23 protein-coding genes and 1 tRNA gene are annotated in these 23,978 nt (G+C 70.3%); 4 read left to right on the plus strand and 20 right to left on the minus strand.

Annotation, left to right across the window (positions count from 1 at the left end; translation table 11 throughout):
* Window positions 1–71 precede the first annotated feature (71 nt).
* The 14 genes from AB0C82_RS13375 to pgsA all read right to left on the minus strand — a co-directional run bounded on the left by AB0C82_RS13375 (window position 72) and on the right by pgsA (window position 12,681).
* Window positions 72–623 carry an adenine phosphoribosyltransferase gene (locus tag AB0C82_RS13375; protein WP_362840165.1) on the minus strand — a complete coding sequence of 184 codons (552 nt, stop codon included), beginning with the start codon at window positions 621–623 and terminating at the stop codon, window positions 72–74.
* Entirely contained in the window at window positions 620–1,723 is a 1,104-nt protein-coding gene (gene secF / locus AB0C82_RS13380) for a protein translocase subunit SecF (RefSeq protein WP_362840168.1), read from the minus strand. The genes AB0C82_RS13375 and secF overlap by 4 nt, the downstream gene beginning before the upstream one ends.
* A 1-nt stretch (window position 1,724) precedes the next feature.
* Window positions 1,725–3,485 carry a protein translocase subunit SecD gene (gene secD, locus AB0C82_RS13385; RefSeq protein WP_362840170.1) on the minus strand — a complete coding sequence of 587 codons (1,761 nt, stop codon included), beginning with the start codon at window positions 3,483–3,485 and terminating at the stop codon, window positions 1,725–1,727.
* 146 nt (window positions 3,486–3,631) lie between these two features.
* Window positions 3,632–4,099 (minus strand): preprotein translocase subunit YajC, encoded by a 468-nt coding sequence (yajC, locus tag AB0C82_RS13390; RefSeq protein WP_362840173.1) that lies wholly within the window; start codon window positions 4,097–4,099, stop codon window positions 3,632–3,634.
* A 164-nt stretch (window positions 4,100–4,263) separates the two neighbouring features.
* On the minus strand, window positions 4,264–5,358 hold the full coding sequence (ruvB, locus tag AB0C82_RS13395; RefSeq protein WP_362840176.1) for a Holliday junction branch migration DNA helicase RuvB: 1,095 nt from the start codon (window positions 5,356–5,358) through the stop codon (window positions 4,264–4,266).
* Window positions 5,359–5,490: 132 nt separating this feature from the next.
* Window positions 5,491–6,117 (minus strand): Holliday junction branch migration protein RuvA, encoded by a 627-nt coding sequence (gene ruvA / locus AB0C82_RS13400; RefSeq protein WP_362840179.1) that lies wholly within the window; start codon window positions 6,115–6,117, stop codon window positions 5,491–5,493.
* Window positions 6,114–6,647, minus strand: a complete 534-nt coding sequence (ruvC, locus tag AB0C82_RS13405; RefSeq protein ID WP_362840182.1) for a crossover junction endodeoxyribonuclease RuvC — start codon at window positions 6,645–6,647, stop codon at window positions 6,114–6,116. Before ruvC ends, ruvA begins: the two co-directional genes overlap by 4 nt.
* A 141-nt stretch (window positions 6,648–6,788) precedes the next feature.
* Window positions 6,789–7,541 carry a YebC/PmpR family DNA-binding transcriptional regulator gene (locus tag AB0C82_RS13410; RefSeq protein ID WP_266929230.1) on the minus strand — a complete coding sequence of 251 codons (753 nt, stop codon included), beginning with the start codon at window positions 7,539–7,541 and terminating at the stop codon, window positions 6,789–6,791.
* A gap of 61 nt (window positions 7,542–7,602) precedes the next feature.
* Entirely contained in the window at window positions 7,603–8,196 is a 594-nt protein-coding gene (gene pdxT / locus AB0C82_RS13415) for a pyridoxal 5'-phosphate synthase glutaminase subunit PdxT (protein ID WP_362840186.1), read from the minus strand.
* Between the two features lie 7 nt (window positions 8,197–8,203).
* Window positions 8,204–9,124 (minus strand): pyridoxal 5'-phosphate synthase lyase subunit PdxS, encoded by a 921-nt coding sequence (gene pdxS, locus AB0C82_RS13420; RefSeq protein WP_362840188.1) that lies wholly within the window; start codon window positions 9,122–9,124, stop codon window positions 8,204–8,206.
* A 112-nt stretch (window positions 9,125–9,236) separates the two neighbouring features.
* The gene (locus tag AB0C82_RS13425) at window positions 9,237–9,782 is read right to left on the minus strand and encodes a hypothetical protein (protein WP_362840191.1); all 546 of its coding nucleotides are present in this window, start codon (window positions 9,780–9,782) and stop codon (window positions 9,237–9,239) included.
* 150 nt (window positions 9,783–9,932) lie between these two features.
* On the minus strand, window positions 9,933–11,093 hold the full coding sequence (locus AB0C82_RS13430; protein WP_362840193.1) for a glycosyltransferase family 4 protein: 1,161 nt from the start codon (window positions 11,091–11,093) through the stop codon (window positions 9,933–9,935).
* On the minus strand, window positions 11,090–12,013 hold the full coding sequence (locus AB0C82_RS13435) for a phosphatidylinositol mannoside acyltransferase (RefSeq protein WP_362840195.1): 924 nt from the start codon (window positions 12,011–12,013) through the stop codon (window positions 11,090–11,092). The genes AB0C82_RS13430 and AB0C82_RS13435 overlap by 4 nt, the downstream gene beginning before the upstream one ends.
* Window positions 12,010–12,681, minus strand: coding sequence for a phosphatidylinositol phosphate synthase (gene pgsA, locus AB0C82_RS13440; protein WP_362840198.1), 672 nt, complete (start codon window positions 12,679–12,681; stop codon window positions 12,010–12,012). The genes AB0C82_RS13435 and pgsA overlap by 4 nt, the downstream gene beginning before the upstream one ends.
* Before the next feature lie 288 nt (window positions 12,682–12,969).
* Between pgsA and AB0C82_RS13445 the strand changes: the two genes are divergently transcribed.
* Window positions 12,970–15,189 carry an elongation factor G-like protein EF-G2 gene (locus AB0C82_RS13445; RefSeq protein WP_362840201.1) on the plus strand — a complete coding sequence of 740 codons (2,220 nt, stop codon included), beginning with the start codon at window positions 12,970–12,972 and terminating at the stop codon, window positions 15,187–15,189.
* A 139-nt stretch (window positions 15,190–15,328) separates the two neighbouring features.
* Complete coding sequence (locus tag AB0C82_RS13450; protein WP_362840968.1) at window positions 15,329–16,999, plus strand: hypothetical protein; 1,671 nt, start codon at window positions 15,329–15,331, stop codon at window positions 16,997–16,999.
* A gap of 81 nt (window positions 17,000–17,080) precedes the next feature.
* Here the strand turns inward: AB0C82_RS13450 and AB0C82_RS13455 are convergent, their stop codons facing one another.
* Window positions 17,081–17,653: an HIT domain-containing protein gene (locus AB0C82_RS13455; RefSeq protein ID WP_362840204.1), complete on the minus strand. Its 573-nt coding sequence runs from the start codon at window positions 17,651–17,653 to the stop codon at window positions 17,081–17,083.
* Between the two features lie 66 nt (window positions 17,654–17,719).
* On the opposite strand from AB0C82_RS13455, the gene AB0C82_RS13460 reads away from it, so the two are divergent.
* Window positions 17,720–18,397 carry a potassium channel family protein gene (locus tag AB0C82_RS13460; RefSeq protein ID WP_362840207.1) on the plus strand — a complete coding sequence of 226 codons (678 nt, stop codon included), beginning with the start codon at window positions 17,720–17,722 and terminating at the stop codon, window positions 18,395–18,397.
* Window positions 18,398–18,426: 29 nt separating this feature from the next.
* Here AB0C82_RS13460 and thrS read toward each other — a convergent pair whose 3' ends face one another.
* From thrS to AB0C82_RS13475, 3 genes are all read right to left on the minus strand, one after another.
* Entirely contained in the window at window positions 18,427–20,403 is a 1,977-nt protein-coding gene (gene thrS, locus AB0C82_RS13465; RefSeq protein WP_362840210.1) for a threonine--tRNA ligase, read from the minus strand.
* 93 nt (window positions 20,404–20,496) lie between these two features.
* Window positions 20,497–21,765, minus strand: a complete 1,269-nt coding sequence (locus AB0C82_RS13470; RefSeq protein ID WP_362840213.1) for a hypothetical protein — start codon at window positions 21,763–21,765, stop codon at window positions 20,497–20,499.
* On the minus strand, window positions 21,765–22,361 hold the full coding sequence (locus tag AB0C82_RS13475; RefSeq protein WP_362840216.1) for a DUF4365 domain-containing protein: 597 nt from the start codon (window positions 22,359–22,361) through the stop codon (window positions 21,765–21,767). Before AB0C82_RS13475 ends, AB0C82_RS13470 begins: the two co-directional genes overlap by 1 nt.
* Before the next feature lie 196 nt (window positions 22,362–22,557).
* Between AB0C82_RS13475 and AB0C82_RS13480 the strand changes: the two genes are divergently transcribed.
* Entirely contained in the window at window positions 22,558–23,283 is a 726-nt protein-coding gene (locus tag AB0C82_RS13480) for a 3'-5' exonuclease (protein WP_362840219.1), read from the plus strand.
* 81 nt (window positions 23,284–23,364) lie between these two features.
* Here AB0C82_RS13480 and AB0C82_RS13485 read toward each other — a convergent pair.
* Together AB0C82_RS13485 and AB0C82_RS13490 are read right to left on the minus strand one after the other, a co-directional pair.
* Window positions 23,365–23,436, minus strand: a tRNA-Val gene (locus AB0C82_RS13485).
* Window positions 23,437–23,475: 39 nt separating this feature from the next.
* On the minus strand, window positions 23,476–23,922 hold the full coding sequence (locus tag AB0C82_RS13490; RefSeq protein WP_362840222.1) for an SRPBCC family protein: 447 nt from the start codon (window positions 23,920–23,922) through the stop codon (window positions 23,476–23,478).
* Between the last annotated feature and the right edge of the window lie 56 nt (window positions 23,923–23,978).

Below are 23,978 nucleotides of genomic sequence, written 5' to 3' on the forward strand. Positions count from 1 at the left end.
ACGGGCACCCGGATGTTCCCGGGTGCCCGTCCTGTGTGCGGCTGTCCTGCGCCGGCTCGTCCCGCCGTCGGTCAGACGGTGATCAGGGCCTCCAGCGGGGCGCCTCGCAGCGCCGGCTCCAGGCGTGCGCGGCCCGGGAGGAAACCGAGCTCCATGAGGACCGCGACGCCCGTGACCTGGGCGCCGGCCCGCCGGATGAGCTCCAGCGAGGCCTCGGCGGTGCCACCGGTGGCGAGGACGTCGTCGATGACCATGATGCGGTCGTCGGGCGAGAGGTCCTCCGCGTGGATCTCGATCTCGGCGGTACCGTACTCCAGCTCGTACGCCTGGCTGAGCGTGGCTCCGGGCAGCTTGCCGGCCTTGCGGACCGGTACGAAGCCGAGGCCCGCCCGGACCGCGACCGGTGCCGCGAGGATGAAGCCGCGCGCCTCCAGACCGACGATCTTGGTAGCGCCGTGTCGTACGCACAGCTCCGCGAGGGTGTCGGTCAGCAGCGTGAACGCCACCGGGTCCGCGAGCAGCGGCGTGATGTCCTTGAACATCACGCCGGGCTTCGGATAGTCGGCGACATCGCGGATGCGACTGAGCAGCAGCTCGCGGGTGGATCCCGTGGTGCTGGTCATCGACGGTGCCCCTGAGTGCGGCCGTGGCCCCTGCGCTGACCCGCGACGGCACCCGCGGTCTCGGCCTCGTCGGCGTAGTCGTCCTGCGGCTGGTCGTCACCCTCGTCCTCGACGGACTCGCCCTTGGCGGCGGCTGCCGCGCGCTTGGCGAGGATCCGCTTCTTCAGCGCCTTCATCTGCGGCTCGCGTTCCTTGAGGTCGGCGACCAGCGGAGTGGCGATGAAGATCGAGGAGTACGCGCCGGCGGCCAGGCCGACGAAGAGCGACAGCGAGATGTCGTTCAGCATGCCCGCGCCGAGGACACCGCCACCGATGAACAGCAGACCGGCGACGGGCAGCAGCGCGACGACGGTGGTGTTGATCGAGCGGACCAGGGTGCTGTTGATCGAGCGGTTCGCGACCTCGCTGTAGGTCCAGCGGGTCTGCTTGGTGATCCCCTTCTGGCCCTCCTTGAGGCTGTCGAAGACGACGACCGTGTCGTAGAGGGAGTAACCGAGGATCGTCAGCAGACCGATCACGGTGCCCGGGGTGACCTCGAAGCCCACCAGGGCGTAGATGCCGACCGTGATCGTGATGTCGTGGATCAGCGCGACCAGGGCCGCGATGGCCATGCGCCACTCGAAGGCGATGGCGAGGTAGATGACCACGAGGATCATGAAGATCCCCAGACCGGTCCACGCCTTGTTCGCGATCTGCTCACCCCAGCTGGGGCCGACCAGGTCCGCGTTGATCTTCGCCTCCGGCACTCCGAGGTCCTCGGAGAGCTGGGTCTTGATCTGGTTGGCCTTCTCGGTCCCGACCTCGGTGATCTGGATCCGCATGTTGCCGTTGCCGAGCTCCTGCACGATCGCCTCGTGGCCGGAGGCCTCGACCGCGCTCTCGTGGGCCTGGGAGACGGAGACCTTGGGCTTCTCGTCGGTCGTGAAGACCGCGCCGCCCTTGAACTCGATACCCATGTTGAGGCCGCTGACCGCCAGGCCGACGATGGCCGTGATGGTGATCAGTATCGAGACGCCGTACCAGATCTTGCGCTTGCCGATGAAGTCGTAACCGACCTCGCCACGGTAGAGCCGGGCGCCGAGATTGCCGAGTCGCGACATCTCACGCCTCCTTCGGGTGGTCGGTGGGGACGTTGATCCGGCGCGAGCGGCGCAGCGGCGGCTTGGCACCGAGACGCTTCGGGTCCAGCCCGGACCACGGATGCCCGCTCGAGAAGAACTTCGTGCGGCCCATCAGCGTCATGAGGGGCTTGGTGAAGAGGAACACCACGACGACGTCGAGCAGGGTGGTCAGGCCGAGCGTGAACGCGAAGCCCTGGACCTTGCCGACCGTCACGAGGAAGAGCACCGCGGCGGCGAGGAACGACACGAAGTCGGAGACCAGGATCGTGCGCCGGGCACGGGGCCAGGCGCGCTCGATGGCCGGCCGCAGGGTGCGGCCCTCACGGATCTCGTCACGGACGCGCTCGAAGTACACGATGAACGAGTCCGCCGTGATACCGATCGCCACGATCGCTCCGCAGACCGCGGGCAGGTTCAGCGCGAAGCCGATGGCCGGGCCGAGCAGGGCCATGATCGTGTACGTCAGGATGCCGGACACCGCGAGGCTGAGGAGCGCGATGAGCGCCAGGCCGCGGTAGTAGGCGACCAGGTAGATGACGACCAGGGCGAGACCGATGGCGCCGGCGATGAGACCGGCCTTCAGCTGCTCGTCACCGAGGGCGGCGGTCACCGTGGTGACGCTCTGCTGCTCGAAGGAGAGCGGAAGGGCACCGTAGGACAGCACGTTGGCCAGGTCCTCGGCGGACTGCTGGGTGAAGCTGCCGGAGATCTCGGCGCTGCCGCTGAGGGTCTCGTTCACCTGGGGTGCCGAGACGACCTCACCGTCGAGGGAGATCGCGAACTGGTTCTGCGGCGACTGCTGGGCCGACAGCTTCTGGGTGATCGTCTGGAACTTCTTGGAGCCCTTGTCGGTGAACTCCATGGAGACGAGCCAGATGCCCCGCTGCTGGTCGAACTGGGCCTTGGCGTCATCGACGTCCGTACCGGAGACCTCGGCCGGGCCGAGGATGTACTTCGCGTCACCCTCGGCGCTGCACGCGACCGTGGGGTCCTCGGGCTTGACTCCCTCACCCGCCTTCACGCGGGCCGCGGCGTCGGTGCAGTCGAGCTCGGTGAACTTCTTCTGCAACGCGGCGGTGGCCGGGTCGGGCGTCTCCGCGGCGGGCGGCTCCGTCGACGCCGGGGCGTCCGTGGTGCTCGCGCCGGGGGTGGGCGTCTTGTCCTTCTTCAGGCCGTCGGTGACCGCACGGCCCTGGGAGGTGGCGCTCGCCGAGGGAGTGGCCTTCGAGCCGGAAGCGGTCTCGTCGTCGCCTGCCTTCGCGCTGGGCGTGGCCTTGGGCGTGCTCGAACCGGTCGCCGAGGGGCTCTCGGAACCCGTGGGCGTAGGCGTTCCGGCGGTGACCGTGACCACGGGCCGGAAGTAGAGCTGGGCGGTCGTGCCGACCTGGTCCTGCGCCTGCTTGGAGTTCGTCCCCTTGGGGATGTTGACGATGATGTTGCGCTCGCCCTGCGTCTGGACCTCGGCCTCGGAGACACCCAGACCATTGACACGGCGCTCGATGATGCTGACCGCGGTGTCCATGTTGGTCTTGTTGATCGCGTTCGGCTTGCCGGGCTGGTTCTTGGCCTCGAGCGTGATCGATGTCCCGCCGGCCAGGTCGATACCCAGCCGGGGGGTGGTGTGACCGGACAGGAACGTCCCGCCAGTGAGCGCGACCATGGCGATCAGGATCAGAACCAGGGCACGCCCCGGCCTGCTCTGACCGCCCGCCGGCCCTCGGCCCTTCTTCGGTGCTGCCACCTTCTCGTTTCTCCCTGTCCAACCGCCCCGCGCCGGGTACGCGCCCGAGCGGCCACGAAGTGATGTGGGGACCTGCCCCCGCAGAAGACCGCACGCTCCGTGGGACGCCGCGTACCTGTGGGCGCGCGCCGTCCCCGGATCGTGAACTACTTCGTGTCGCCCTCGCCGTCGGCCTTGGCGTCCTTCGGGTCGACGTCCTTCTCCTCGGCGTCGCCGGCCTCGGCCTTCTTGCCGAGGTCGATCTTGGCGTCCGAGGCGTCGACGTCGGAGTCCGTGGTGAGCGAGGAGGCGTCGTCGGGCACGATCGTGCCCTCGGCCTTCAGGTCCTCGTCGTCGCCGTGGACGATGCGGTTGTACTCCGCGTCGTCGAGGACGGCACCGATCGAGTTCTTGGCGTAGACGGCGTGGACGCCGGGCGCGACCTCAAGGAGGACCGTGTCGTCGTGAAGCTCCTTGACGGTGGCGTACATGCCCCCGATCGTCCGGACGCCGGTGCCGGGCTGCATGTCGTTACGCATCTGCGCAGCCGCCGCCTGCTTCTTCTTGGCGGACCGGGTCATCAGGAACATGGCCCCGATGAGCACGATGAAGGGGAGGAGAGTCACGATATTCACGGGACGGAAATTCCTTCGCACGACCGCGTTGGGATGCGGCCTGGTCTACGGGGGTGGGTACGCCGCCTGTACGGGCGGCATCGGCGGAGTCTAAGCGAGTCCGCATCGTTGGAACAACGCCCAGCATCGCACCCAGGTTCCTCTTCGGGCCAACCTGTGATTCTTCACGCCCCGAACAGGCCCTGTTGTCCCTTTCCGCCTTGCTGTGGCGGAACGAGGCCCAGATGTGCCCAGGCCGCGGGGGTGGCAACCCTGCCGCGCGGGGTCCTCGCCAGCAGTCCCTCGCGTACGAGAAAGGGCTCGGCGACCTCTTCGACGGTCTCCCGCTCCTCCCCCACCGCGACGGCGAGGGTGGACAGACCCACGGGCCCTCCGCCGAACAGTTTCAGCAGGGCGCCGAGGACGGCCCGGTCGAGGCGGTCCAGGCCGCGGGCGTCGACCTCGTACACCTTGAGGGCGGCCGATGCGATGTCCTGGTCGATCCGGCCTTCGGCCTTGACCTGGGCGTAGTCCCGGACCCGGCGCAGCAGCCGGTTGGCGATGCGGGGCGTGCCCCGGGAGCGTCCGGCGATCTCCTCGGCGCCGGCCACGTCGATCTCGACGTCGAGGAGGCGGGCGGAGCGGTGGATGACGCGCTCCAGTTCCGCGGGGGCGTAGAACTCCATGTGACCGGTGAACCCGAAGCGGTCGCGCAGCGGCGGCGGCAGCAGGCCGGCCCTGGTGGTGGCGCCGACCAGGGTGAAGGGCGGCAGTTCCAGGGGGATCGCGGTGGCGCCGGGCCCCTTGCCGACGATCACGTCGACCCGGAAGTCCTCCATGGCCATGTAGAGCATCTCCTCGGCGGGCCGCGACATGCGGTGGATCTCGTCGAGGAAGAGGACCTCGCCCTCCTGGAGGGAGGACAGGATCGCCGCGAGGTCGCCCGCGTGCTGGATGGCGGGGCCCGAGGTGATCCGGATCGGGGCGTTCATCTCGGCGGCGATGATCATGGAGAGGGTGGTCTTGCCGAGGCCGGGGGCGCCGGAGAGCAGGACGTGGTCGGCGGTGGCTCCGCGGGCGCGGGCGGCCTTGAGGACCAGGTCGAGCTGCTCCCGGACCTTCTCCTGGCCGACGAACTCGTCGAGGTCCTTGGGGCGCAGCGCCGCTTCGACCGCGGTGTCCTCGCCGTCGGCCCCGGCGTCGACCAGCCGGTCGTCCAGCCGCTCGTCGACGAGGTGCGCGCGCTCGTCGGTGTCGGGTCCGGTCTCGTCCCAGTTCATTCGGTCAGTCCCGCCTCGGGTGTCTCGGTGCCGGGCCGTGCGGTGCCGGGCCGGTGTGGTGCCGGTCGTGTCCGCAAGGTGTCGCCGTCCGCCGAAGGGCGGGGCGCGCGAGACTTTGCGGATACGACCTGGTCAGCGTGCGCGGTTGAGCGTCTGGAGGGCGGCGCGCAGCAGTTGGGGTACGGGTGGCTGGGCGCCTTCCGCAATCGCGGCCTCGGCCTGCGGGGCCACAGCCGTGACGGCCTCGTCGGCCTCGCGGGTCGCGTACCCGAGTCCGATCAGGGCGGCCTGGAGCTGGTCTCGCCAGCCGGAGGTGACCGCGGTGCCGATGCCCTGCTGGCCGATGTGGGCTCCGACCGGCTCCCCGAGTCTGTCCTTGAGCTCAAGGAGCAGCTTCTGGGCGCCCCTCTTACCGATGCCCGAGACGGCGGTGAGCGCCTTCTCGTCGCCGGTCGCGACGGCGATGCGCAGGGCGTCGGGGCTGTGCGTGGCGAGCATGGCCTGGGCGAGCCGGGGGCCGACTCCGCTGGCCGTCTGGAGCAGCTCGAAGACCTGGCGCTCGTCGTCGTCGGCGAAGCCGTAGAGCGTGAGCGAGTCCTCCCGCACGACGAGGGAGGTCGCCAGTCTGGCCTCCTTGCCGATTCGCAGGCCGGCGAGGGTGTGGGGGGTGCACTGGACGGCCATGCCGACGCCGCCGACCTCGATCACGGCCGTGGTCGGAGCGAGGGCGGCCACCGGGCCCGATACGAAGGCGATCATGCGGTACGGCCTTTCAGGGTGCGATGGGCTGCGACGGCTTGCTGGAGCCGGTTCTGCGCGGGGGCCCGCCAGATGTGGCAGATGGCGAGCGCGAGGGCGTCGGCGGCGTCGGCCGGCTTCGGTGGCGCGTCGAGCCGCAGGAGCCGTGTCACCATCGCGCCGACCTGGTCCTTGTCCGCGCGTCCGGAGCCGGTGACGGCGGCCTTGACCTCGCTCGGGGTGTGCAGGGCCACGGGGATGCCGCGCCGGGAGGCGCAGAGCATGGCGACCGCGCTGGCCTGGGCGGTGCCCATCACCGTACGCACGTTGTGCTGGCTGAACACCCGCTCCACGGCGACGAATTCGGGCCGGTAGGTGTCGAGCCACTCCTCGATGCCGCGCTCGATGGCGACGAGCCGGTGCCCGAGCTCCGCGTCGGGCGGGGTGCGCACGACGCCGACCCCGACCATCGTCAGGGGGCGTCCCGCCAGGCCTTCGACGACTCCGACCCCGCACCGGGTCAGCCCCGGGTCCACGCCGAGTACACGCATGAAGCGCCCCCTCCCTCCGCCGACTTCACCGATCGGTCAACTGTTCCCGCAGGCTATCGGCTCGCACTGACAATGCGACGGGCCGACGGGGTGTGTCCCCGTCGGCCCGTCGGCCCCGCCTGTGCGGCGACTGCCCGGATGTCAGGCGTCGACCTTCTCCATGACCTCGTCGGAGACGTCGAAGTTGGCGAAGACGTTCTGCACGTCGTCGCTGTCCTCCAGCGCGTCGATGAGCTTGAAGATCTTGCGTGCGCCCTCTTCGTCGAGGTCGACCTGCATGGTGGGCAGGAAGTTGGCCTCGGCGGAGTCGTAGTCGATACCGGCCTCCTGGAGCGCGGTACGGACCGCGACCATGTCGGTGGCCTCGCTGACGACCTCGAACGTCTCACCGAGGTCGTTGACCTCCTCGGCACCCGCGTCGAGCACGGCACCGAGGACGTCGTCCTCGGACAGCTCACCCTTGGGGACGATCACGACGCCCTTGCGGTTGAAGAGGTACGAGACCGAACCCGGGTCGGCCATCGAGCCGCCGTTACGGGTCATGGCGACCCGCACGTCGGAGGCGGCGCGGTTCCGGTTGTCGGTGAGGCACTCGATGAGCACCGCGACACCGTTCGGACCGTAGCCCTCGTACATGATCGTCTCGTAGTCGGCGCCGCCCGCTTCGAGACCGCCACCGCGCTTGACCGCGGAGTCGATGTTCTTGTTCGGGACGGAGCTCTTCTTCGCCTTCTGGATGGCGTCGACGAGCGTCGGGTTGCCCTCGGGGTCGACACCGCCGGAGCGGGCCGCGACCTCGATGTTCTTGATCAGCTTCGCGAAGAGCTTGCCGCGCTTGGCGTCAATCACGGCCTTCTTGTGCTTCGTCGTAGCCCATTTAGAGTGGCCGGACATCTGCCTTCTCCTTCGCGTCACCAAAATCGATCCGAACCCGAGAGATCCTACCGGGGTCGAGTCAGCGGACTGCGCGCACCATGTCGACGAAGAGTGCGTGAACCCGGTGGTCCCCGGTCAGTTCCGGGTGGAATGACGTGGCAAGGGCGTTTCCCTGCCGTACCGCCACGATGTGACCGCCGTGCTCGGCGATCACCTGGGCCTGCGCCCCGACGGATTCGACCCAGGGTGCCCGGATGAACACGCCTTCGACCGGCCCGTCCGCGATGCCGTCGACGGCGACGGCAGCCTCGAACGATTCGTTCTGTCGTCCGAAGGCGTTACGGCGCACGATCATGTCGATCCCGCCGACGGTCTCCTGACCCGAGCGGGGGTCGAGGATCTTGTCGGCGAGCAGGATCATGCCGGCGCAGGTTCCGTAGACCGGCATTCCGGCACGGACGCGCTCACGCAGCGGGTCCATCATGCCGAAGAGCACGGCGAGCTTGGACATGGTGGTGGATTCGCCGCCGGGGATGACGAGACCGTCGACCTCGGCGAGCTCCTCGGGACGCCGGACCGGCCTGGCCAGGGCGTCCGCCGAGGCCAGGGCGATCAGGTGTTCCCGTACGTCGCCCTGGAGAGCCAGGACTCCGATCACAGGGGTGTCGCTCATCAGTGAACTACCAGCCGCGGTTGGCGTAGCGCTCGGTCTCGGGGAGGGTGTCGCAGTTGATGCCGACCATGGCCTCGCCGAGGTTGCGCGACGCGTCCGCGATGATCTTCGGGTCGTCGTAGAACGTGGTGGCCTTCACGATGGCGGCGGCACGCTTGGCCGGGTCGCCCGACTTGAAGATGCCGGAGCCGACGAAGACGCCCTCGGCACCGAGCTGACGCATCAGCGCGGCGTCGGCGGGGGTCGCGACGCCGCCCGCGGAGAAGAGGACGACGGGCAGCTTGCCGAGCTCGGCGACCTCCTTGACCAGCTCGTACGGGGCGCGGAGCTCCTTGGCGGCGGCGTACAGCTCGTTGTTGTCGTAGCCGCGCAGCCGGGCGATCTCGTTCTTGATCTGGCGCAGGTGGCGGACGGCCTCGACGACGTTGCCGGTGCCGGCCTCGCCCTTCGAGCGGATCATGGCCGCGCCCTCGGCGATACGGCGCAGGGCCTCGCCCAGGTTGGTGGCGCCGCAGACGAAGGGGGTCGTGAAGGCGAACTTGTCGCTGTGGTTGACCTCGTCGGCCGGGGTCAGGACCTCGGACTCGTCGATGTAGTCGACGCCGAGGGACTGCAGGACCTGGGCCTCGACGAAGTGGCCGATGCGCGACTTGGCCATGACCGGGATGGAGACGGCCTCGATGATCTCTTCGATCATGTTCGGGTCCGACATCCGGGCCACGCCGCCGTCCTTGCGGATGTCGGCGGGCACCCGCTCCAGCGCCATGACGGCCACGGCGCCCGCGTCCTCGGCGATCTTCGCCTGCTCGGCGTTGACGACGTCCATGATCACGCCGCCCTTGAGCTGCTCGGCCATACCGCGCTTGACGCGGCTGGTGCCGATGGCCGGGGAGTCGGTGGACTGCTGGGTGCTGGGAAGCGTGGACACGGATCGACCTCACTGGGAGAAGACGCGGACTGGAGCAAGCCTGAGCAAACGCTCCGGGACCAGTCCACAGCAAGGGCCAATAAGTAGCCCGTGGATCGTTTTGGACCCCGTCTCAGGATCCGGGACGGTCCGCGAGTGCCACCGGTGGCTCGTCGTCCATCTCGAAGGCGAGGGGGAAGGGCGCGTGTCCGGCCAGCCTGAAGAGGCGCACCGTGCGGTGTCTGCGCAGTGCGCGGGCCGCGCGCACCGCGTCGTTGTGGAAGCGCCGTGCCATCGGCACCCGCCGCACCGCGGCGGCCAGTTCGGCCGCCGCCTCGACGCCGCCCGGGATCTCCTTCACGGCGTCGACCTGGGCCGTCTCACCGAAGACGGCCCGCAGCGCGGTGCTCAGCTCGCTCTCGGTCACCTCCCGCTGCTCCTCCTCGGCCTGCCGGGCGGCGTGCGCCGCCTCGTACAGGACGATGGAGGCGGCCGGGTCGAGGACACCGGAGGTGGCCAGTTCCTGGGTGACCGAGGCGCGGCGCAGCAGTTGGGCGTCGAGCGCGGCCCGGGCCGCGTCGATCCGGGCGTGCAGCCGGTCCAGCCTTCCGGCGGTCCAGCTGAGGTACAGGCCGATCGCGACCAGCGCGACGGCGATCCAGATGAGGGTTTCGGTCACGGGCGGCAAGGCTACCGTCGTACGGCCCGGTTCCAGGCAGCCCCCCGCGCCCCGACGGCCGGACCGGCGTCACCCACGGCGGCCGGGGCCGGTGAACGGGCCGCGGCACAACGGGAGTTGGGGTGCGGCGCGGAACGTCCGCCGCCGCTGTCAGTCCCGGGCCAGCCCGAACCGCGCCCGCAGCCCCGTGCGCTCGTCCGTGGCCACCGAAGCCGCCCCGTCCGCCACCGTCTCGTAGACGGCGAGGATGTCGGCGCCCACGGTCGTCCAGTCGAAACGGCGCACGTGTGCGCTGCCCCGCTCCCGGAGCCCGGCGCGCCGCTCCGGGTCGCCCAGGAGGCGGATCGCGGCCGTGGCCAGCGCGTCCGCGTCCTCGTTGGCGAAGAGCTCACCCGCGGAGCCCTGGTCGAGCACCTGGGCGAAGGCGTCCAGGTCGCTCGCGAGCACGGGCGCCGCGGCCGAGAGCGCCTCGACGAGGATGATGCCGAAGCTCTCGCCCCCGGTGTTCGGCGCGATGTACACATCCACGCTGCGCAGCAGGCGCGCCTTGTCCTCGTCGCTCACCATGCCGAGGAACTCCACGCGGTCACGCAGTTCCTCGGGCAGGGAGGCGACCGCTTCCTCCTCGTCACCCCGGCCCGCGACCAGCAGCCTGGTCTCCGGGCGGGCTGCGAGGATGGCGGGCAGGGCCCTCATGAGGACCGGGAGGCCCTTCCGGGGTTCGTCGATGCGCCCTATGAACCCGATGGTCCCGCCCTGCCACTCGGCCTTGGGCTCCGCACGGGCGAAGAACTCCACGTCGACACCGTTGGGAATGACGACGGCGTCGCCGCCCAGGTGCTCGACGAGGGTCCGGCGCGCGTACTCGCTCACCGCGATCCGTGCGCGGATCTTCTCCAGCGCGGGCTGAAGGATCGGATAGGCCGCGATCATCGCCCGGGAACGCGGGTTGGACGTGTGGAACGTGGCGACGATGGGCCCCTGCGCCGCCCAGCACGCGAGCAGCCCCAGCGAGGGCGAGGTGGGCTCGTGGATGTGGATCACGTCGAACGTGCCGTCGTGCAGCCACCTGCGGACCCGTGCGGCCGACAGGAAGCCGAAGTTCAGCCGTGCGACGGACCCGTTGTACGGGACGGGGACGGCCCGGCCGGCCGAGACCACGTACGGGGGCAGCGGGGTCTCGTCGTCCGCCGGTGCCAGCACGGAGACCTGATGGCCGAGGCGGATCAGGTGTTCGGCGAGGTCACGGATGTGGAACTGCACGCCGCCGGGTACGTCCCAGGAGTACGGGCATACGATGCCGATCTTCACGGCTGTTCCCCCTGGGGGTCGAGATCGGAGACCCACAGGCGCTGGAGCATGTGCCAGTCCTCCGGATGCTCGGCGATACCGACGGCGAAGGCATCGGCCAGCGCCTGGGTCATCACCGACGTCTTCTCGGTGCGGTCGCCCGTCTCCGGCTCCTCGACGGGCGGGTGGATGCGCGCCTTCATGACCGGGGTGCCGTCGCACCAGAGCGTGACGGGGAGCAGCAGCGCCCCGGTCTGCTGGGCCAGCAGCGCCGGGCCCGCCGGCATCCGCGCGGTGTCGCCGAAGAACGTCACCTCGACGCCGGAGGCCGACAGGTCACGGTCGGCGACCAGGCAGACGAGGCCGCCGGCCCGCAGCCGCCGGGCCAGCGTGCCGAAGGCCGCTCCGCCGCTGTGCGGCAGGACCTCCATGCCGAGGCCCTCGCGGTAGGCGACGAAGCGGTCGTAGAGCGATTCGGGCTTCAGGCGTTCGGCGACGGTGGTGAAGCCGACCTTGAGGTCCGTGGTGACCCAGGCACCGGCCAGGTCCCAGTTCCCCAGGTGCGGGAGGGCGATGATCACGCCCCGTCCGGCGTCGAGGCCCTCCGTCAGACGGTGGACGTCCCGCACGTCGATGCCGTCCTTGATCCGCCGGGGGCTCCAGGTGGGCAGCCGGAACGACTCCATCCAGTAGCGCATGTACGAGCGCATACCGGCCTTGGACAGCTCGGCGAGACGGGCCGCGTCGGCGTCGGGCACGACCCGCGCCAGATTGGACTCCAGCCGCAGCACGCTCTTGCCGCGGCGCTTCCACACCTGGTCGGCGAGAGTGCGGAAGAGCGCCCGCGCGGCCGGCTCGGGGAGCATCTTGACGGCACCCCAGCCGAGGCCGTAGAGCCCGTCCGTCAACCGGTCCCGCAGGCTGTTGTCGGTGCCGCTCACTGACCGGCCCCGCTCCCCTGCTCCGCCGCCGCGGCGGCCGCGTCGGCCTCGGCGGACTCCCGGCGCACGGTCACCACGCGCTGGATCAGCGTCACCAGGCTGCCCACGGCGACGATCCACAGGGCGATCGGCAGCAGGATGTCGATCCCGGGCACACCGAAGGCGTGGAGACCGGCGAGCCCGGCCGCGACCAGCGAGATCACCAGCCGCTCGGCGCGCTCCACCAGACCGTTCACCGCGACCGGCAGGCCGATCGATTCTCCACGTGCCTTCGTGTACGAGACGACCTGGCCGCTCGCCAGGCAGAAGATCGCCACGGCGCACAGCACGTTGTCGTCACCGCCGCCCGCGTACCAGAGGGCGAAGCCGCCGAAGATCGCCCCGTCGGCGACGCGGTCGAGCGTCGAGTCGAGGAACGCGCCCCACCGGCTGGAGATGCCGGCCTGCCGGGCCATGTTCCCGTCGACGAGGTCCGAGAAGACGAAGACCGTGATGACGATCGTGCCCCAGAAGAACTCTCCCATCGGGAAGAAGACCAGCGCTCCTGCCATCACTCCGGCCGTACCGACGAGCGTGACCGCGTCGGGGCTGACCCCCAGGCGGAGCAGCAGAGCGGCGAACGGTGTGAGGACACGCGTAAAAAATGCACGCGCGTACTTGTTCAGCATGGCCTTCCCGAGGTTCGGCGGGCCGTGCGGCCACTGCGGCCACCGGCTGGCCCATCGTAGTCACGACCCGTGTGCTCCACGGGCGGGGCACCCGCTCCAGGTGTGTGTCGCTGTCCCGGGCGCCGGCGCGCGACGTATGGACGCCGCCCGATGTGAGTGGAAAGCTCGGAATTACCCGCGGGCGTCGACGAAGCCGCCGTGACGGCTCCCCCGTGCCCGTGCACAGCCATCTCCCCTCATCGCGCGGCGCTCCCCGCGCCCCGCGCACCCCAACGGGAGGCACACATCATGGGCGACAGAGCACACACCCACACCGGGGCCGCCGGCAGGGCGGCGACGGCCGACCGGCCCACCTCCATACGCAACGTGGTACTGGTCGGCCACAGCGGATCGGGCAAGACCACCCTGGTCGAAGCGCTCGCGCAGACGGCGGGAGCCGTCAACCGGGCCGGCCGGGTCGAGGACGGCGGGACCATCTCCGACTACGACGAGATCGAACAGCACAGGCACCGCTCCGTACAGCTCTCGCTGGTCCCCGTCGAATGGAACGGCTACAAGATCAACTTGCTGGACACCCCCGGCTACGCGGACTTCGTCGGGGAGCTCAGGGCCGGTCTGCGCGCGGCGGACGCGGCCCTCTTCGTCGTCTCGGCCGCCCAGGAGGCGGACGCCGTCGAGGGCACGACCCGCGCCGTGTGGGACGAGTGCGCGGCCGTGGGAATGCCGCGGGCCATCGTCGTCACGCACCTCGACACGGCCCGTACCTCCTTCGACGACATGACCCAGGTCTGCGCGGCACTCTTCGGCGGCGACGACCCCGACGCCGTGGTGCCGCTGTACCTGCCCGTACGCGGCCCCCAGGCACCGGACGGGCACGCGCCCCTCACCGGGCTCACCGGACTGCTCTCGCAGCGGATCTTCGACTACTCGTCCGGCGAACGGCGGGAACATCCCCCGGCCGACGGTGAGCGGGAACCGCTCGGCGACGCCCGTAACCGGCTCATCGAGGGGATCATCGCCGAGAGCGAGGACGAGACCCTGATGGACCACTACCTCGGGGGCGGTGACATCGACGTCAAGACCCTCGTCGACGACCTGGAACGTGCCGTCGCGCGCGGTGTCTTCCACCCCGTCCTCACCGCCGCACCCGCCGCCGACGGCTCCCGTCAGGGTGTCGGAACCGTCGAGCTCCTGGATCTCGTCACCGGCGGCTTCCCCAGCCCGGTGGAGCGCATACTCCCCGCCGTCACGACCCCGGCGGGCGCACCACGCCCCGCTCCCGTCTGCGATCCGCAGGGGCCGCTGCTCGCGGAGGTCGTCAAGACGGCGTCCGACCCGTACGTCGGCCGGATGTCGCTGGTACGCGTCTTCTCCGGAACCCTGCGCCCCGACGACACCGTCCACGTCTGCGGCCACGGCCTGACCGACCCGGGTCACGAGGAGCGCCCCACCCATGAGGCCGAGATCCGGGTGGGCGCTCTGACCTCGCCCTTCGGCAAGCAGCAGCGGCCCCTCACCCGGTGCGTCGCGGGAGACCTCGCCTGCGTCGCCCGGCTCGGCGCCGCCGAGACCGGGGACACCCTCTCCGCCAAGGACGATCCGCTGCTGATGGAGCCGTGGACGATGCCCGACCCGCTGCTGCCGGTCGCGATCCGCGCCCACAGCAAGGCCGACGAGGACAAGCTCTCGCAGGGCCTGTCGCGGCTGGTCGCCGAGGACCCGACCATGCGCCTGGAACAGAACCAGGACACCCACCAGGTCGTCCTGTGGTGCATGGGCGAGGCACACCGGGACGTCGCCCTGGAACGGCTGCGCAGCCACTACGGCGTCCAGGTCGACGCGGTCCCCCACCGCGTCCCCCTGCGCGAGACGTTCGCCACCCGGTGCAGCGGACGCGGCCGGCACGTCAAGCAGTCAGGCGGTCACGGCCAGTACGCGATCTGCGAGATCGAGGTGGAGCCGCTGCCGCCCGGCGCGGGCATCGAGTTCGTCGACAAGGTCGTCGGCGGCGCCGTGCCGCGCCAGTTCATCCCGTCCGTCGAGAAGGGCATAAGGGCCCAGGCCGCCCGGGGGGTCGCCTCGGGCCACCCTCTCGTGGACGTACGCGTCACCCTGCTCGACGGGAAGTCCCACTCGGTGGACTCCTCCGACGCGGCCTTCCAGACGGCGGGGGCACTGGCCCTGCGCGAGGCGGCGGCGGACACGCGCATCCAGCTGCTCGAACCGGTGGCCGAAGTCAGTGTCCTGATCCCCGACGACTACGTCGGAGCCGTCATGAGCGATCTCTCCGGCCGGCGCGGCAGAGTCGTGGGAACGGAACAGGCACCGGGCGGACGCACCGTCGTGCGGGCCGAGGTGCCCGAACTGGAGATCGGCCGGTACGCCGTCGACCTGCGGTCCCTCGCGCACGGCACGGGGCGTTTCGACCGGGCCTACGCCCGCCACGAGGCGATGCCGCCCCAGCTCGCCGAACGCGTCCGTGCGGAACGGGAAGGGGTGTCGGACTGACCGCCGCCGCACCGCCGGAACGTCGCGGGACGCCGATCCGGTCAGAACGATACGCTGTGGGCCCAGCTCAGAAGGTGTGCCGCGTACGGTAGTTGGGAAAAGCGCCAAGGGCAGAACCGTGCGGCGAGTGGGGGCGGCAGTGGCCAACGACGGATTCGATTTCTCTCCCGGAGCACAGATCCCGCTCCAGGGGTCGGCCGGGCAGGCGGTGGCGACCAACGCCCTCGCCTCCGCCGCGTACCGCGACAGTCCGGTGGAGGAGATCCTCAAGGCCAACAACGAGTGGCACAAGTCGGAAGTGCAGGCAGGCAGCTCCAAGCTCTTCAAGTCCGCCTACTTCAAGCCGAATCTCGGCGAGGCCTTCTCGCGCGCCGTCCGGGAACGGATGCTGGGCGGCGACCGCAAGGCGCTCATCCAGTCCTTCGGCACCGACCCGCAGACCGTCGTCGAGCACTGCCTTTCCGCGACCGGCCTCCGCAAGACCAGGGACACCAGGCTGACCCTGGTCACCGTGGTGTGCGGCTTCGTGTTCCTGCCCGGCCTGCTGCTCTGGGTGCTCGCGTTCCGGCTGCGGGACGCGCTCAACAAGTCGAAGGACACCGCCTTCCGGGCGCTGGGCGGCATCCTGCTCGCCGCCTTCGGCATCGGCGCCCTGGTCCTCCTGATAAGGCTTCCCGTCACCGGGGTGCTCGCGCTGTACCTGCGCGGAATGATCATCGCGCCCGTCATCGGCTGGCTGCTCGCCAAACGGATCGCGGAGACCTCGGCCAAGGACATGCGGACCCGCTGGGAAGGGCTCCTGTCCGGTGCCGGCGTCATCGCCAAGATCCCTGACTCCGTACCGAAGAACCCCAACGAGACCTCCCGCGAGGCACTCCGCCAGGGGCTGGAGAAGCTCTCCGCCGAGCAGCAGTCCAACTCCGTCTTCTACGCGGGCCCCAAGGGCGTCCTCGGCATGGGCACCCGCTGGGGCAGCTGGCAGCTCGCCGAGAACCTCGTGGCCAAGGATCCCGCGAAGGAGATCCACCAGTTCCGCAGCTGGGACCTGATACGCGTCATCCACGACCAGCTGAAGATGCTGGAGCGCGGCCCGCTCAACACCGGCGGCTTCCCGACGCCTTCCGTGAAGCACTGGATCGTCTCCCCCGTCGGCGAGAACGCGGACTCGGTCTCCCGTCCCGAGGGCGAGGACGTCGCCACCTTCCAGGTCAAGCCGCACGAGATACAGCGCATCTGCAACCACCAGCAGTTCGGCAGCGGCGACCGGCACTACCTGGGCGTCCAGTTCACCCTCTGGGACGGCCAGCTGGTCATCACCATGCTGATCACCGTGACCGTGCTGCACGAGACCCTGCGCATCGAGGTCACCGGTCACGCGCTCGGCCCCGTGCACGGGCTCTTCCTCACCAAGCCGGAGGCCGAGACGAAGACGGTCAAGAAGGCCGTCAGGTTCTGGGAGACCCGCAAGATCACCCTGCCGCTCGTCAAGGCCGACGAGGTGGTCAGGCTCGCCCTGCGCGCCCCGCTGACCTGGTACCCGCCGCTCCTGGACTACCTGGGCGGCAAGATCGTCCTCCCCGAGCCCTTCGGCCTCCGACACGCCTGGGCGGCGCAGCCGTGGAACCACCGGTTCATGGCGGACGACGCCCTGCGCGCGGCCGCTCCCGTGCTGCGCGCCGTGCACTCGGCGGCGATCCGGGTGCTGGAGGAGAACGGCGTCGACACCGAGCGCTTCGACAACCGCTCCATGGTCCTGAGCGGACTGGTGCAGGACGCGGCCCCGAGGAAGGCCGACGTGTACGACGCGTAGCAGCAGGAGGGGCCCAGGACATACGGAAGGGGCGCTCCCGGCACATGCCGGGAGCGCCCCTTCCGCGCAGGAGCCGCGCGATCAGCCGGCCGGCAGCGCGGCGGGCCAGGCGCCGGCGAGCATCGCGCGGGTGTCCCCGAGCAGCTGCGGCAGCACCTTCGTGTGACCGACCACCGGCATGAAGTTGGTGTCCCCGCCCCAGCGCGGCACCAGATGCTGATGCAGATGGGCGGCGATGCCGGCGCCCGCCACCGCGCCCTGGTTCATCCCGATGTTGAAGCCGTGCGCTCCCGATGCCACCCGCAGCGCGACCATCGCACGCTTGGTGAAGTCGGCGAGCTCGGCTGTCTCCGCGGCGTCCAGGTCCGTGTAGTCGGCGACATGCCGGTACGGCACGACCATCAGATGGCCGCCGGTGTACGGATAGAGGTTCAGCACCGCGTAGACGCGCTCACCACGCGCCACGACCAGCCCGTCCTCGTCCGATTTGGCGGGGATCACGCAGAACGGACACCCGTCATCGGCCCCCGGGCCGCTGGGCTTGTTCTCACCCTGGATGTAAGCCATCCGGTGGGGCGTCCACAGGCGCTGGAACGCGTCGGGCGTTCCCACTCCGATCTGCTGCTCCGGCTCACTCGTCATGCCGGTCAGCATATTGCTTCGGTCCCGCGAAGCGTGTCGCCGGGGCCCCGCCCGACAGCGGCCCGCAATGCTGTGGCCATGAGCGACCGCCCCACCGATTCCGCCCCCGACAGGCTCACATACTGGGAGAAGCGCACGGAAGTGCCCCTCTTCCTGGCCTCGCTGCTCTTCCTCGCCGGATACGCGGTCCGCGTCCTCGCGCCCCGGGACACCGAACCTTGGCGCGATCTCGCTCTCACCCTGGTCGGCGTCACCTGGCTGCTCTTCCTCGTGGACTACGTGGTCCGGCTCCGGCTGAGCGGCCTGGGGTTCCGGTTCCTCCACACCCACTGGCTGGACACGGTGGTCCTCGTCCTGCCGCTCCTGCGCCCTCTGCGGGTCGTCCGGATCTACAACGCCGTCCAGGACCGACGGGACCGGCCGCGGCTGGACCTGTACGCCCGGGTGATGGCGTACGCCGGCCTCTCGTCGCTGCTGCTCGGCTTCTCCGCCGCGCTCGCCGTCTACCACCAGGAGCACGGCGCGCCCGGCGCCACGATCCTCACCTTCGGTGACTCGGCCTGGTGGGCGTGCGCGACCCTCACGACGGTGGGGTACGGCGACGTCACCCCGGTCACACCGAGCGGCCGGGCGATCGCCGCCCTGCTGATGGTCTGCGGGCTGGCGCTGCTGGGCGCGGTGACGGGTTCGTTCTCCTCGTGGCTGCTCCAGGTGTTCACGCAGGAGGACGAGAAGAAGCCCCCGCAGCGGGGTTAGCGCTCCGGGGGCCTCTCACAGCGTGCGGATCAGACCTGGACGCGGTCCTCGACGGCCTTCGCGATCTTGGCGAGGGCTTCCTCGACCGGAATGCCGTTCTCCTGCGAACCGTCGCGGTAGCGGAAGGACACGGCGCCGTTGGCCATGTCCTCGTCACCCGCGATGATCATGAAGGGGACCTTGGCCTTCTGGTGGTTGCGGATCTTCTTCTGCATCCGGTCGGAGGAGGCGTCGACGTCCACGCGCAGCCCCTGCTTCCGTGCCTTCGCCGCGAACTCCTGGAGGTACGGGATGTGCGCGTCGCCGATCGGGATGCCGATCGCCTGGACGGGCGCCAGCCACACCGGGAACGCGCCCGCGTAGTGCTCCAGGAGCACCGCGAAGAAGCGCTCGATGGAACCGAACAGGGCGCGGTGGATCATGACCGGGCGCTGCTTGGTGCCGTCGGGGCCGGTGTACTCCAGGTCGAAGCGCTCCGGCAGGTTGAAGTCGAGCTGCACGGTCGACATCTGCCAGGTGCGGCCGATGGCGTCCTTGCACTGCACGGAGATCTTCGGGCCGTAGAACGCGGCGCCGCCCGGGTCGGGAACGAGCGGCAGGCCCTGCTTCTCGGCGACCTGACGCAGCGTCTCGGTGGCCTCGTCCCAGACCTCGTCCGAGCCGACGAACTTCTCCGGGTCCTTGGTGGAGAGCTCCAGGTAGAAGTCGGTCAGACCGTAGTCACGGAGCAGGTTCAGGACGAAGGTCAGCGTCCTGTCGAGCTCCTCCGCCATCTGCTCCTTGGTGCAGTAGATGTGCGCGTCGTCCTGCGTGAAGCCGCGCGAGCGGGTGAGGCCGTGGACGACACCCGACTTCTCGTAGCGGTACACCGTGCCGAACTCGAAGAGGCGCAGCGGCAGTTCGCGGTACGAGCGGCCACGCGCGTCGAAGATCAGGTTGTGCATCGGGCAGTTCATCGGCTTGAGGTAGTAGTCCACCCCGTCGTCGAGCTGCATGGGCGGGTACATGCCGTCGGCGTACCAGTCCAGGTGGCCGGACTTCTCGAAGAGCTTGCCCTTGGTGGCGTGGGGGCTGTAGACGAACTCGTAGCCCTCCTCCTCGTGGCGGCGCCGCGAGTAGTCCTCCATGGCCCGGCGGATGACGCCGCCCTTGGGGTGGAAGACGGCGAGGCCGGGGCCGATCTCGTCGGGGAAGGAGAAGAGGTCCAGCTCGTTGCCGAGCTTGCGGTGGTCGCGCTTGGCGGCCTCCTCCAGGAACTCCAGGTGGGCCTTGAGCTCGTCCTTGGTGGGCCAGGCGGTCCCGTAGATGCGCTGGAGCATCGGGTTCTTCTCGCTGCCCCGCCAGTACGCCGCGGCGTTCCGCATCAGCTTGAACGCCGGGATGAACCGGGTGGTGGGCAGGTGCGGACCCCGGCAGAGGTCCTTCCAGCACAGCTCGCCGGTCTTCGGGTCCAGGTTGTCGTAGATGGTCAGCTCGCCGCCGCCCACCTCGACGTCCGCGCCGTCGTCCGAGGACGCCGAGCCCTTGATGCCGATGAGCTCCAGCTTGTACGGCTCGTCGGCGAGCTCCTCGCGGGCGGCCTCGTCGCTGACGACCCGGCGGGAGAAGCGCTGGCCCCGCTTCTGGATCTCCTGCATCTTCTTCTCGATGGCCTTGAGGTCCTCGGGCGTGAACGGCTTCTCGACGTCGAAGTCGTAGTAGAAGCCGTCCTTGACCGGCGGGCCGATGCCGAGCTTGGCGTCGGGGTGCAGTTCCTGCACGGCCTGCGCCATGACGTGCGCGGTGGAGTGCCGCAGGATGCTGAGGCCGTCCTCGGAGGAGATCTCGACGGGCTCGACGGTCTCGCCGTCCCGGAGCTCGTACGCGAGGTCCTTCAGCTCGCCCTCGACACGCGCGGCAACGACGGTGCGCTGACCGGGGAAGAGCTCGGCCGCCGTAGTCCCCGTCGTCACCACGCGCTCTTCCCGCTCGGAATCGCGTTGGATGATCACACGGACGTCTGACACCGGTCTCTCCTGACTGAGGGGGTGCGCGCCTCGTATCGCGCGCGCAAGACGAATCGTACCGAGCCAGGGGCCCCCTTAGCGAAAGGGATACCGCTACTCCTCCCCCGTGCACGCCTCCTCGAAGAAGTCCAGGTTCTCCTGGAGCGACTTCATCAGCCGGTCCCGCTCCGTCTCGTCGACCTGGACGGGAGCCACCTGCGAGGCGCCACTCAGGCGCCGGAAACCGCCCCGGCTCTCCAGCCGTCCCTCCACCTGGATCGGCAGGCCGACGAGATGGGCGTGGCCCGCGATGCGGTACGCCTCCTCGTCGAGCTGCATCCGCACATGGGCGACCTCCGCCCCCGCCAGCACGCTCAGCCGCACGATTCCGGCCCCGCGCGGGCCCGAGCGGCGCATCCGGACGACGGCGCCGGTGATCCGTACCGCGACGGCGGGCTCGTCCTGGAGGTAGCGGGCTCCCGCCAGGCGCAGGGCGGGCAGGTCACCCGGTGAGAACTCGACGGGTTCGGGGCGGGCGGGGCAGCCGTCGGGCGTACCCGCGGCGGGCGCCCACTCCAGGGCGATCCCGGCTCCCTCGGATCCCCGGACCAGAGCGATGACCGCCTCGGTCAGTTCCCGGCTGACACCCGCGGCGACTGCGGCGTCGAAGGCGTCCATGCCTCCGGTGGCCCGCTGGTAGTCGACGGCCTCACGGGTGGCGTGCAGGGCCTGGTAGAGCTGTACGGCGACGGCCCGGCCCGAGGCGACGGGCACGAAGACGGTGAGCCTGCGGCCGCCCGGCGCGGGTCCGACCAGGGTGCCGTCCAGTGCCGCCCGGGCCTTCCGGCGGTGGCGGCTGCCGTGGTAACCGGCCGGGGCGCGGACGGCCAGCGCGCCGGCCAGCAGCGTCTGCCGGGCCGCCGAGCGCAGATGTTCGTCCTCGGTCCAGCCGGCCGCTCCCGCGGCCCCGGCGGCCGACTCGGGAACGTCCCGCCACCACCGGATCTCGTCGCTGGGCACCGTGAGGGCGACGAGGACGTCCCTGGCGGAGGGGGCCCCGCTCCGGGCGAGCGCGGTGAGGGCCTCCCCGATGAGGTCCTCACTGTCCGGGAAGGCCGCGGTCACGGGCACGAGCAGGCTCGTGGCGCCACCGGTCGGTCCGGGCGGGGTCCAGCGGCTGTAGCGTCCGGCCGCTCCGCCGTGCCTGCGCCAGCCGTGCCGGTCCAGCAGCGCGCCGAGGACGGCGGGGTCGACGAGGGCGGGGTCGGGGATGTCCCCGGCGGCCCCCAGCACGTCCGGGTGGCCGGCCGGGTGTCCGTCCGGGTGCGGCCGTGGGCCCGCAGGCCTCGCCCGGTGGAACGGTTCGTCCGTAGACCGGTGCATCAGGGTCTCCCTCCCGCCCCGACCCGGGCCATGATCTCGCAGAGTGCTCGGTCGTCGAAGATCCGCGAGGTCGGGATGCGCACGGTGGTCCTGTGCCGGCCCGTCACCGCGTGGCCCGCCAGGTTGGTCCAGTAGCAGCAGTGCCGGAGGTCGAGCTGTTCGTGTCCGGCGCGCAGCCAGTCCTCCTGGCTGCGGGGCACGAGCATCACGACCAGGATCTTGTGCACCGACACGGGCGTCCGGGCGAGCTTCACGAGGTGGGCGTTGTCGAGCGTGAAGGAGAACGCCGGGCCGGGCGGGTGCGGGGCGATCTGGTAGGTGCACTTGAGCTGCACCTTGATGGTCACCTCGTCGTCGACGGTGTGGTCCGGGGCACCGTGGCTGACGTGCCAGTCGATGCCGTTGTCGGGGAACGGCTGCGACAGCGAACATCCCGCCGCCGCGGCTACCGCGTGCAAGTAGCCCACCTGGAGGGTCTCCATGCAGGCGGTGGTGGCGAGGGTGCCGCGCAGCGGTGTGATCCGCTGCGGTGGCAGTACTCCTCCGTGGTCATCGGCGCGGGAGGTGCCCCCTGGGTTCGGCTGCGCGAGCGCCATGGCTCCGTGTGCCTTCCGGGCTGTGCCGACCGGTCGCCCGGCCTCTGCCGACGGGCAGGTCAACTTCCGTTCCCGTCAACAGTGTTGTCACCGCAGGAGAGGGGTCGTAAACGGCGTATCCGGCAAACACCCCGGGTATCACCGTTGCGGGCAGAGGAATCACTCCATCTGCCGTGCAGGTGCGAGGAGTTCGGGGATGATGCACTGGTTCGAAGGGCCCATGGCCGCTTTTGACACCGAGACGACAGGCGTGGACGTCGAGGAGGACCGGATCGTTTCGGCCGCTCTCGTCGTCCAGGACACCGCCGGCGGGCGCACACGGGTGACCCGCTGGCTGGTCAATCCGGGGATTCCGGTGCCCGCGGGCGCCACCGAGATCCACGGTCTGACGGACGATCACCTCCAGCGCAACGGCCGTTGGCCCGCGCCGGTGGTGGAGGAGATAGCCCGGGCACTGGCGGAACAGTGCGCCACGGGGCGCCCGCTGGTCGTGATGAACGCGCCGTTCGACCTGACGCTGCTGGACCGGGAGCTGAAACGGCACCGGGCGTCGTCGCTCGGCCGCTACCTCCAGAACTCACCGCTGTGCGTGCTGGATCCACGCGTGCTCGACAAGCACCTGGACCGGTACCGCAAGGGCCGTCGCACCCTGACGGATCTGTGCGAGCTGTACGGGGTGGCGCTGGACGGGGCGCATGACGCCGCGGCCGACGCGGCCGCCTCGCTGGAGCTGGTACGGGCGGTGGGACGGCGTTTCTCCGGACGGCTCGAGCGGCTGACACCGGCGGAGCTGCACACCCTGCAGGCCGTGTGGCACGCGGCGCAGGCGCGGGGGCTGCAGGCGTGGTTCGCGAAGAGCGGGACTCCGGAGGTGGTGGATCCGGCGTGGCCGCTGCGCCCGGAGCTGCGCGCCGCGGCCTGAGAGGCGGTGGTTCCGGCTCCCCGGCGTTCGGGAACGCGAAAGCCGGTCCGTCATCGGTGCTGACGGACCGGCTCTTCCCGGTGGGCGATACTGGTTTCGAACCAGTGACCTCTTCGGTGTGAACGAAGCGCTCTCCCACTGAGCTAATCGCCCGGGAACGGGTTGAACCATACAGGGCTCTGCGGGTCGGGTTCAAACTCCTCGCAGCCGGGCCGCGAGACCGCGGCGTCCGGAGCGCATCATCAGCGCGTGGTTCGCGCGGAAGAAGAGGCGTCCGGGCACGGCGAGGCGCCGCATCAGAGCCCGGCGGACGACCACCTCCTGGTGGTAGGTGGCCCTGCTCCCACCGGCGCGCGGGTCGACGGTCCAGCGGGCCCAGCCCTCCAGATCGCCGGTCATCGTCACTTCGAGGACCCGGGAGTCCGGGTCGCGGTGGCTCTGGCGTGCGGTGACGACCAGCTCGTACGGCAGGAAGGAGCGGAAGCGCGCGGTGCCGCTCGTCTCGTCGACGGCGGTGACCGCACGGACCTGGGGCCACCACTGCGGGTAGTCCTCGACGCGTTCCAGTGCGGCGTAGACGGTGTCGGGCGGGGCGGGGATGTCCCAGACGCTCATGAAGCGGTAGTGGCTCCAGTCCATGGGTCCAGTCTGCGCGTTCCGGCGGGTACTCAGTCGGTCGGCGTCGGGGAACTTCA

It is taken from the genome of Streptomyces sp. NPDC048560, from assembly GCF_040650955.1.
GTDB lineage: Bacteria > Actinomycetota > Actinomycetes > Streptomycetales > Streptomycetaceae > Streptomyces.

What these genes read in the sequence shown, in the direction of transcription:
- AB0C82_RS13375 (WP_362840165.1), bottom strand. Translation starts at nt 623, where the DNA reads ATGACCAGCACCACGGGATCCACCCGCGAGCTGCTGCTCAGTCGCATC.
- secF (WP_362840168.1), bottom strand. Translation starts at nt 1,723, where the DNA reads ATGTCGCGACTCGGCAATCTCGGCGCCCGGCTCTACCGTGGCGAGGTC.
- ruvB (WP_362840176.1), bottom strand. Translation starts at nt 5,358, where the DNA reads ATGAACTGGGACGAGACCGGACCCGACACCGACGAGCGCGCGCACCTC.
- ruvA (WP_362840179.1), bottom strand. Translation starts at nt 6,117, where the DNA reads ATGATCGCCTTCGTATCGGGCCCGGTGGCCGCCCTCGCTCCGACCACG.
- ruvC (WP_362840182.1), bottom strand. Translation starts at nt 6,647, where the DNA reads ATGCGTGTACTCGGCGTGGACCCGGGGCTGACCCGGTGCGGGGTCGGA.
- AB0C82_RS13410 (WP_266929230.1), bottom strand. Translation starts at nt 7,541, where the DNA reads ATGTCCGGCCACTCTAAATGGGCTACGACGAAGCACAAGAAGGCCGTG.
- pdxT (WP_362840186.1), bottom strand. Translation starts at nt 8,196, where the DNA reads ATGAGCGACACCCCTGTGATCGGAGTCCTGGCTCTCCAGGGCGACGTA.
- pgsA (WP_362840198.1), bottom strand. Translation starts at nt 12,681, where the DNA reads ATGCTGAACAAGTACGCGCGTGCATTTTTTACGCGTGTCCTCACACCG.
- AB0C82_RS13445 (WP_362840201.1), top strand. Translation starts at nt 12,970, where the DNA reads ATGGGCGACAGAGCACACACCCACACCGGGGCCGCCGGCAGGGCGGCG.
- AB0C82_RS13455 (WP_362840204.1), bottom strand. Translation starts at nt 17,653, where the DNA reads ATGCTGACCGGCATGACGAGTGAGCCGGAGCAGCAGATCGGAGTGGGA.
- AB0C82_RS13460 (WP_362840207.1), top strand. Translation starts at nt 17,720, where the DNA reads ATGAGCGACCGCCCCACCGATTCCGCCCCCGACAGGCTCACATACTGG.
- AB0C82_RS13470 (WP_362840213.1), bottom strand. Translation starts at nt 21,765, where the DNA reads ATGCACCGGTCTACGGACGAACCGTTCCACCGGGCGAGGCCTGCGGGC.
- AB0C82_RS13475 (WP_362840216.1), bottom strand. Translation starts at nt 22,361, where the DNA reads ATGGCGCTCGCGCAGCCGAACCCAGGGGGCACCTCCCGCGCCGATGAC.
- AB0C82_RS13480 (WP_362840219.1), top strand. Translation starts at nt 22,558, where the DNA reads ATGATGCACTGGTTCGAAGGGCCCATGGCCGCTTTTGACACCGAGACG.
- AB0C82_RS13490 (WP_362840222.1), bottom strand. Translation starts at nt 23,922, where the DNA reads ATGGACTGGAGCCACTACCGCTTCATGAGCGTCTGGGACATCCCCGCC.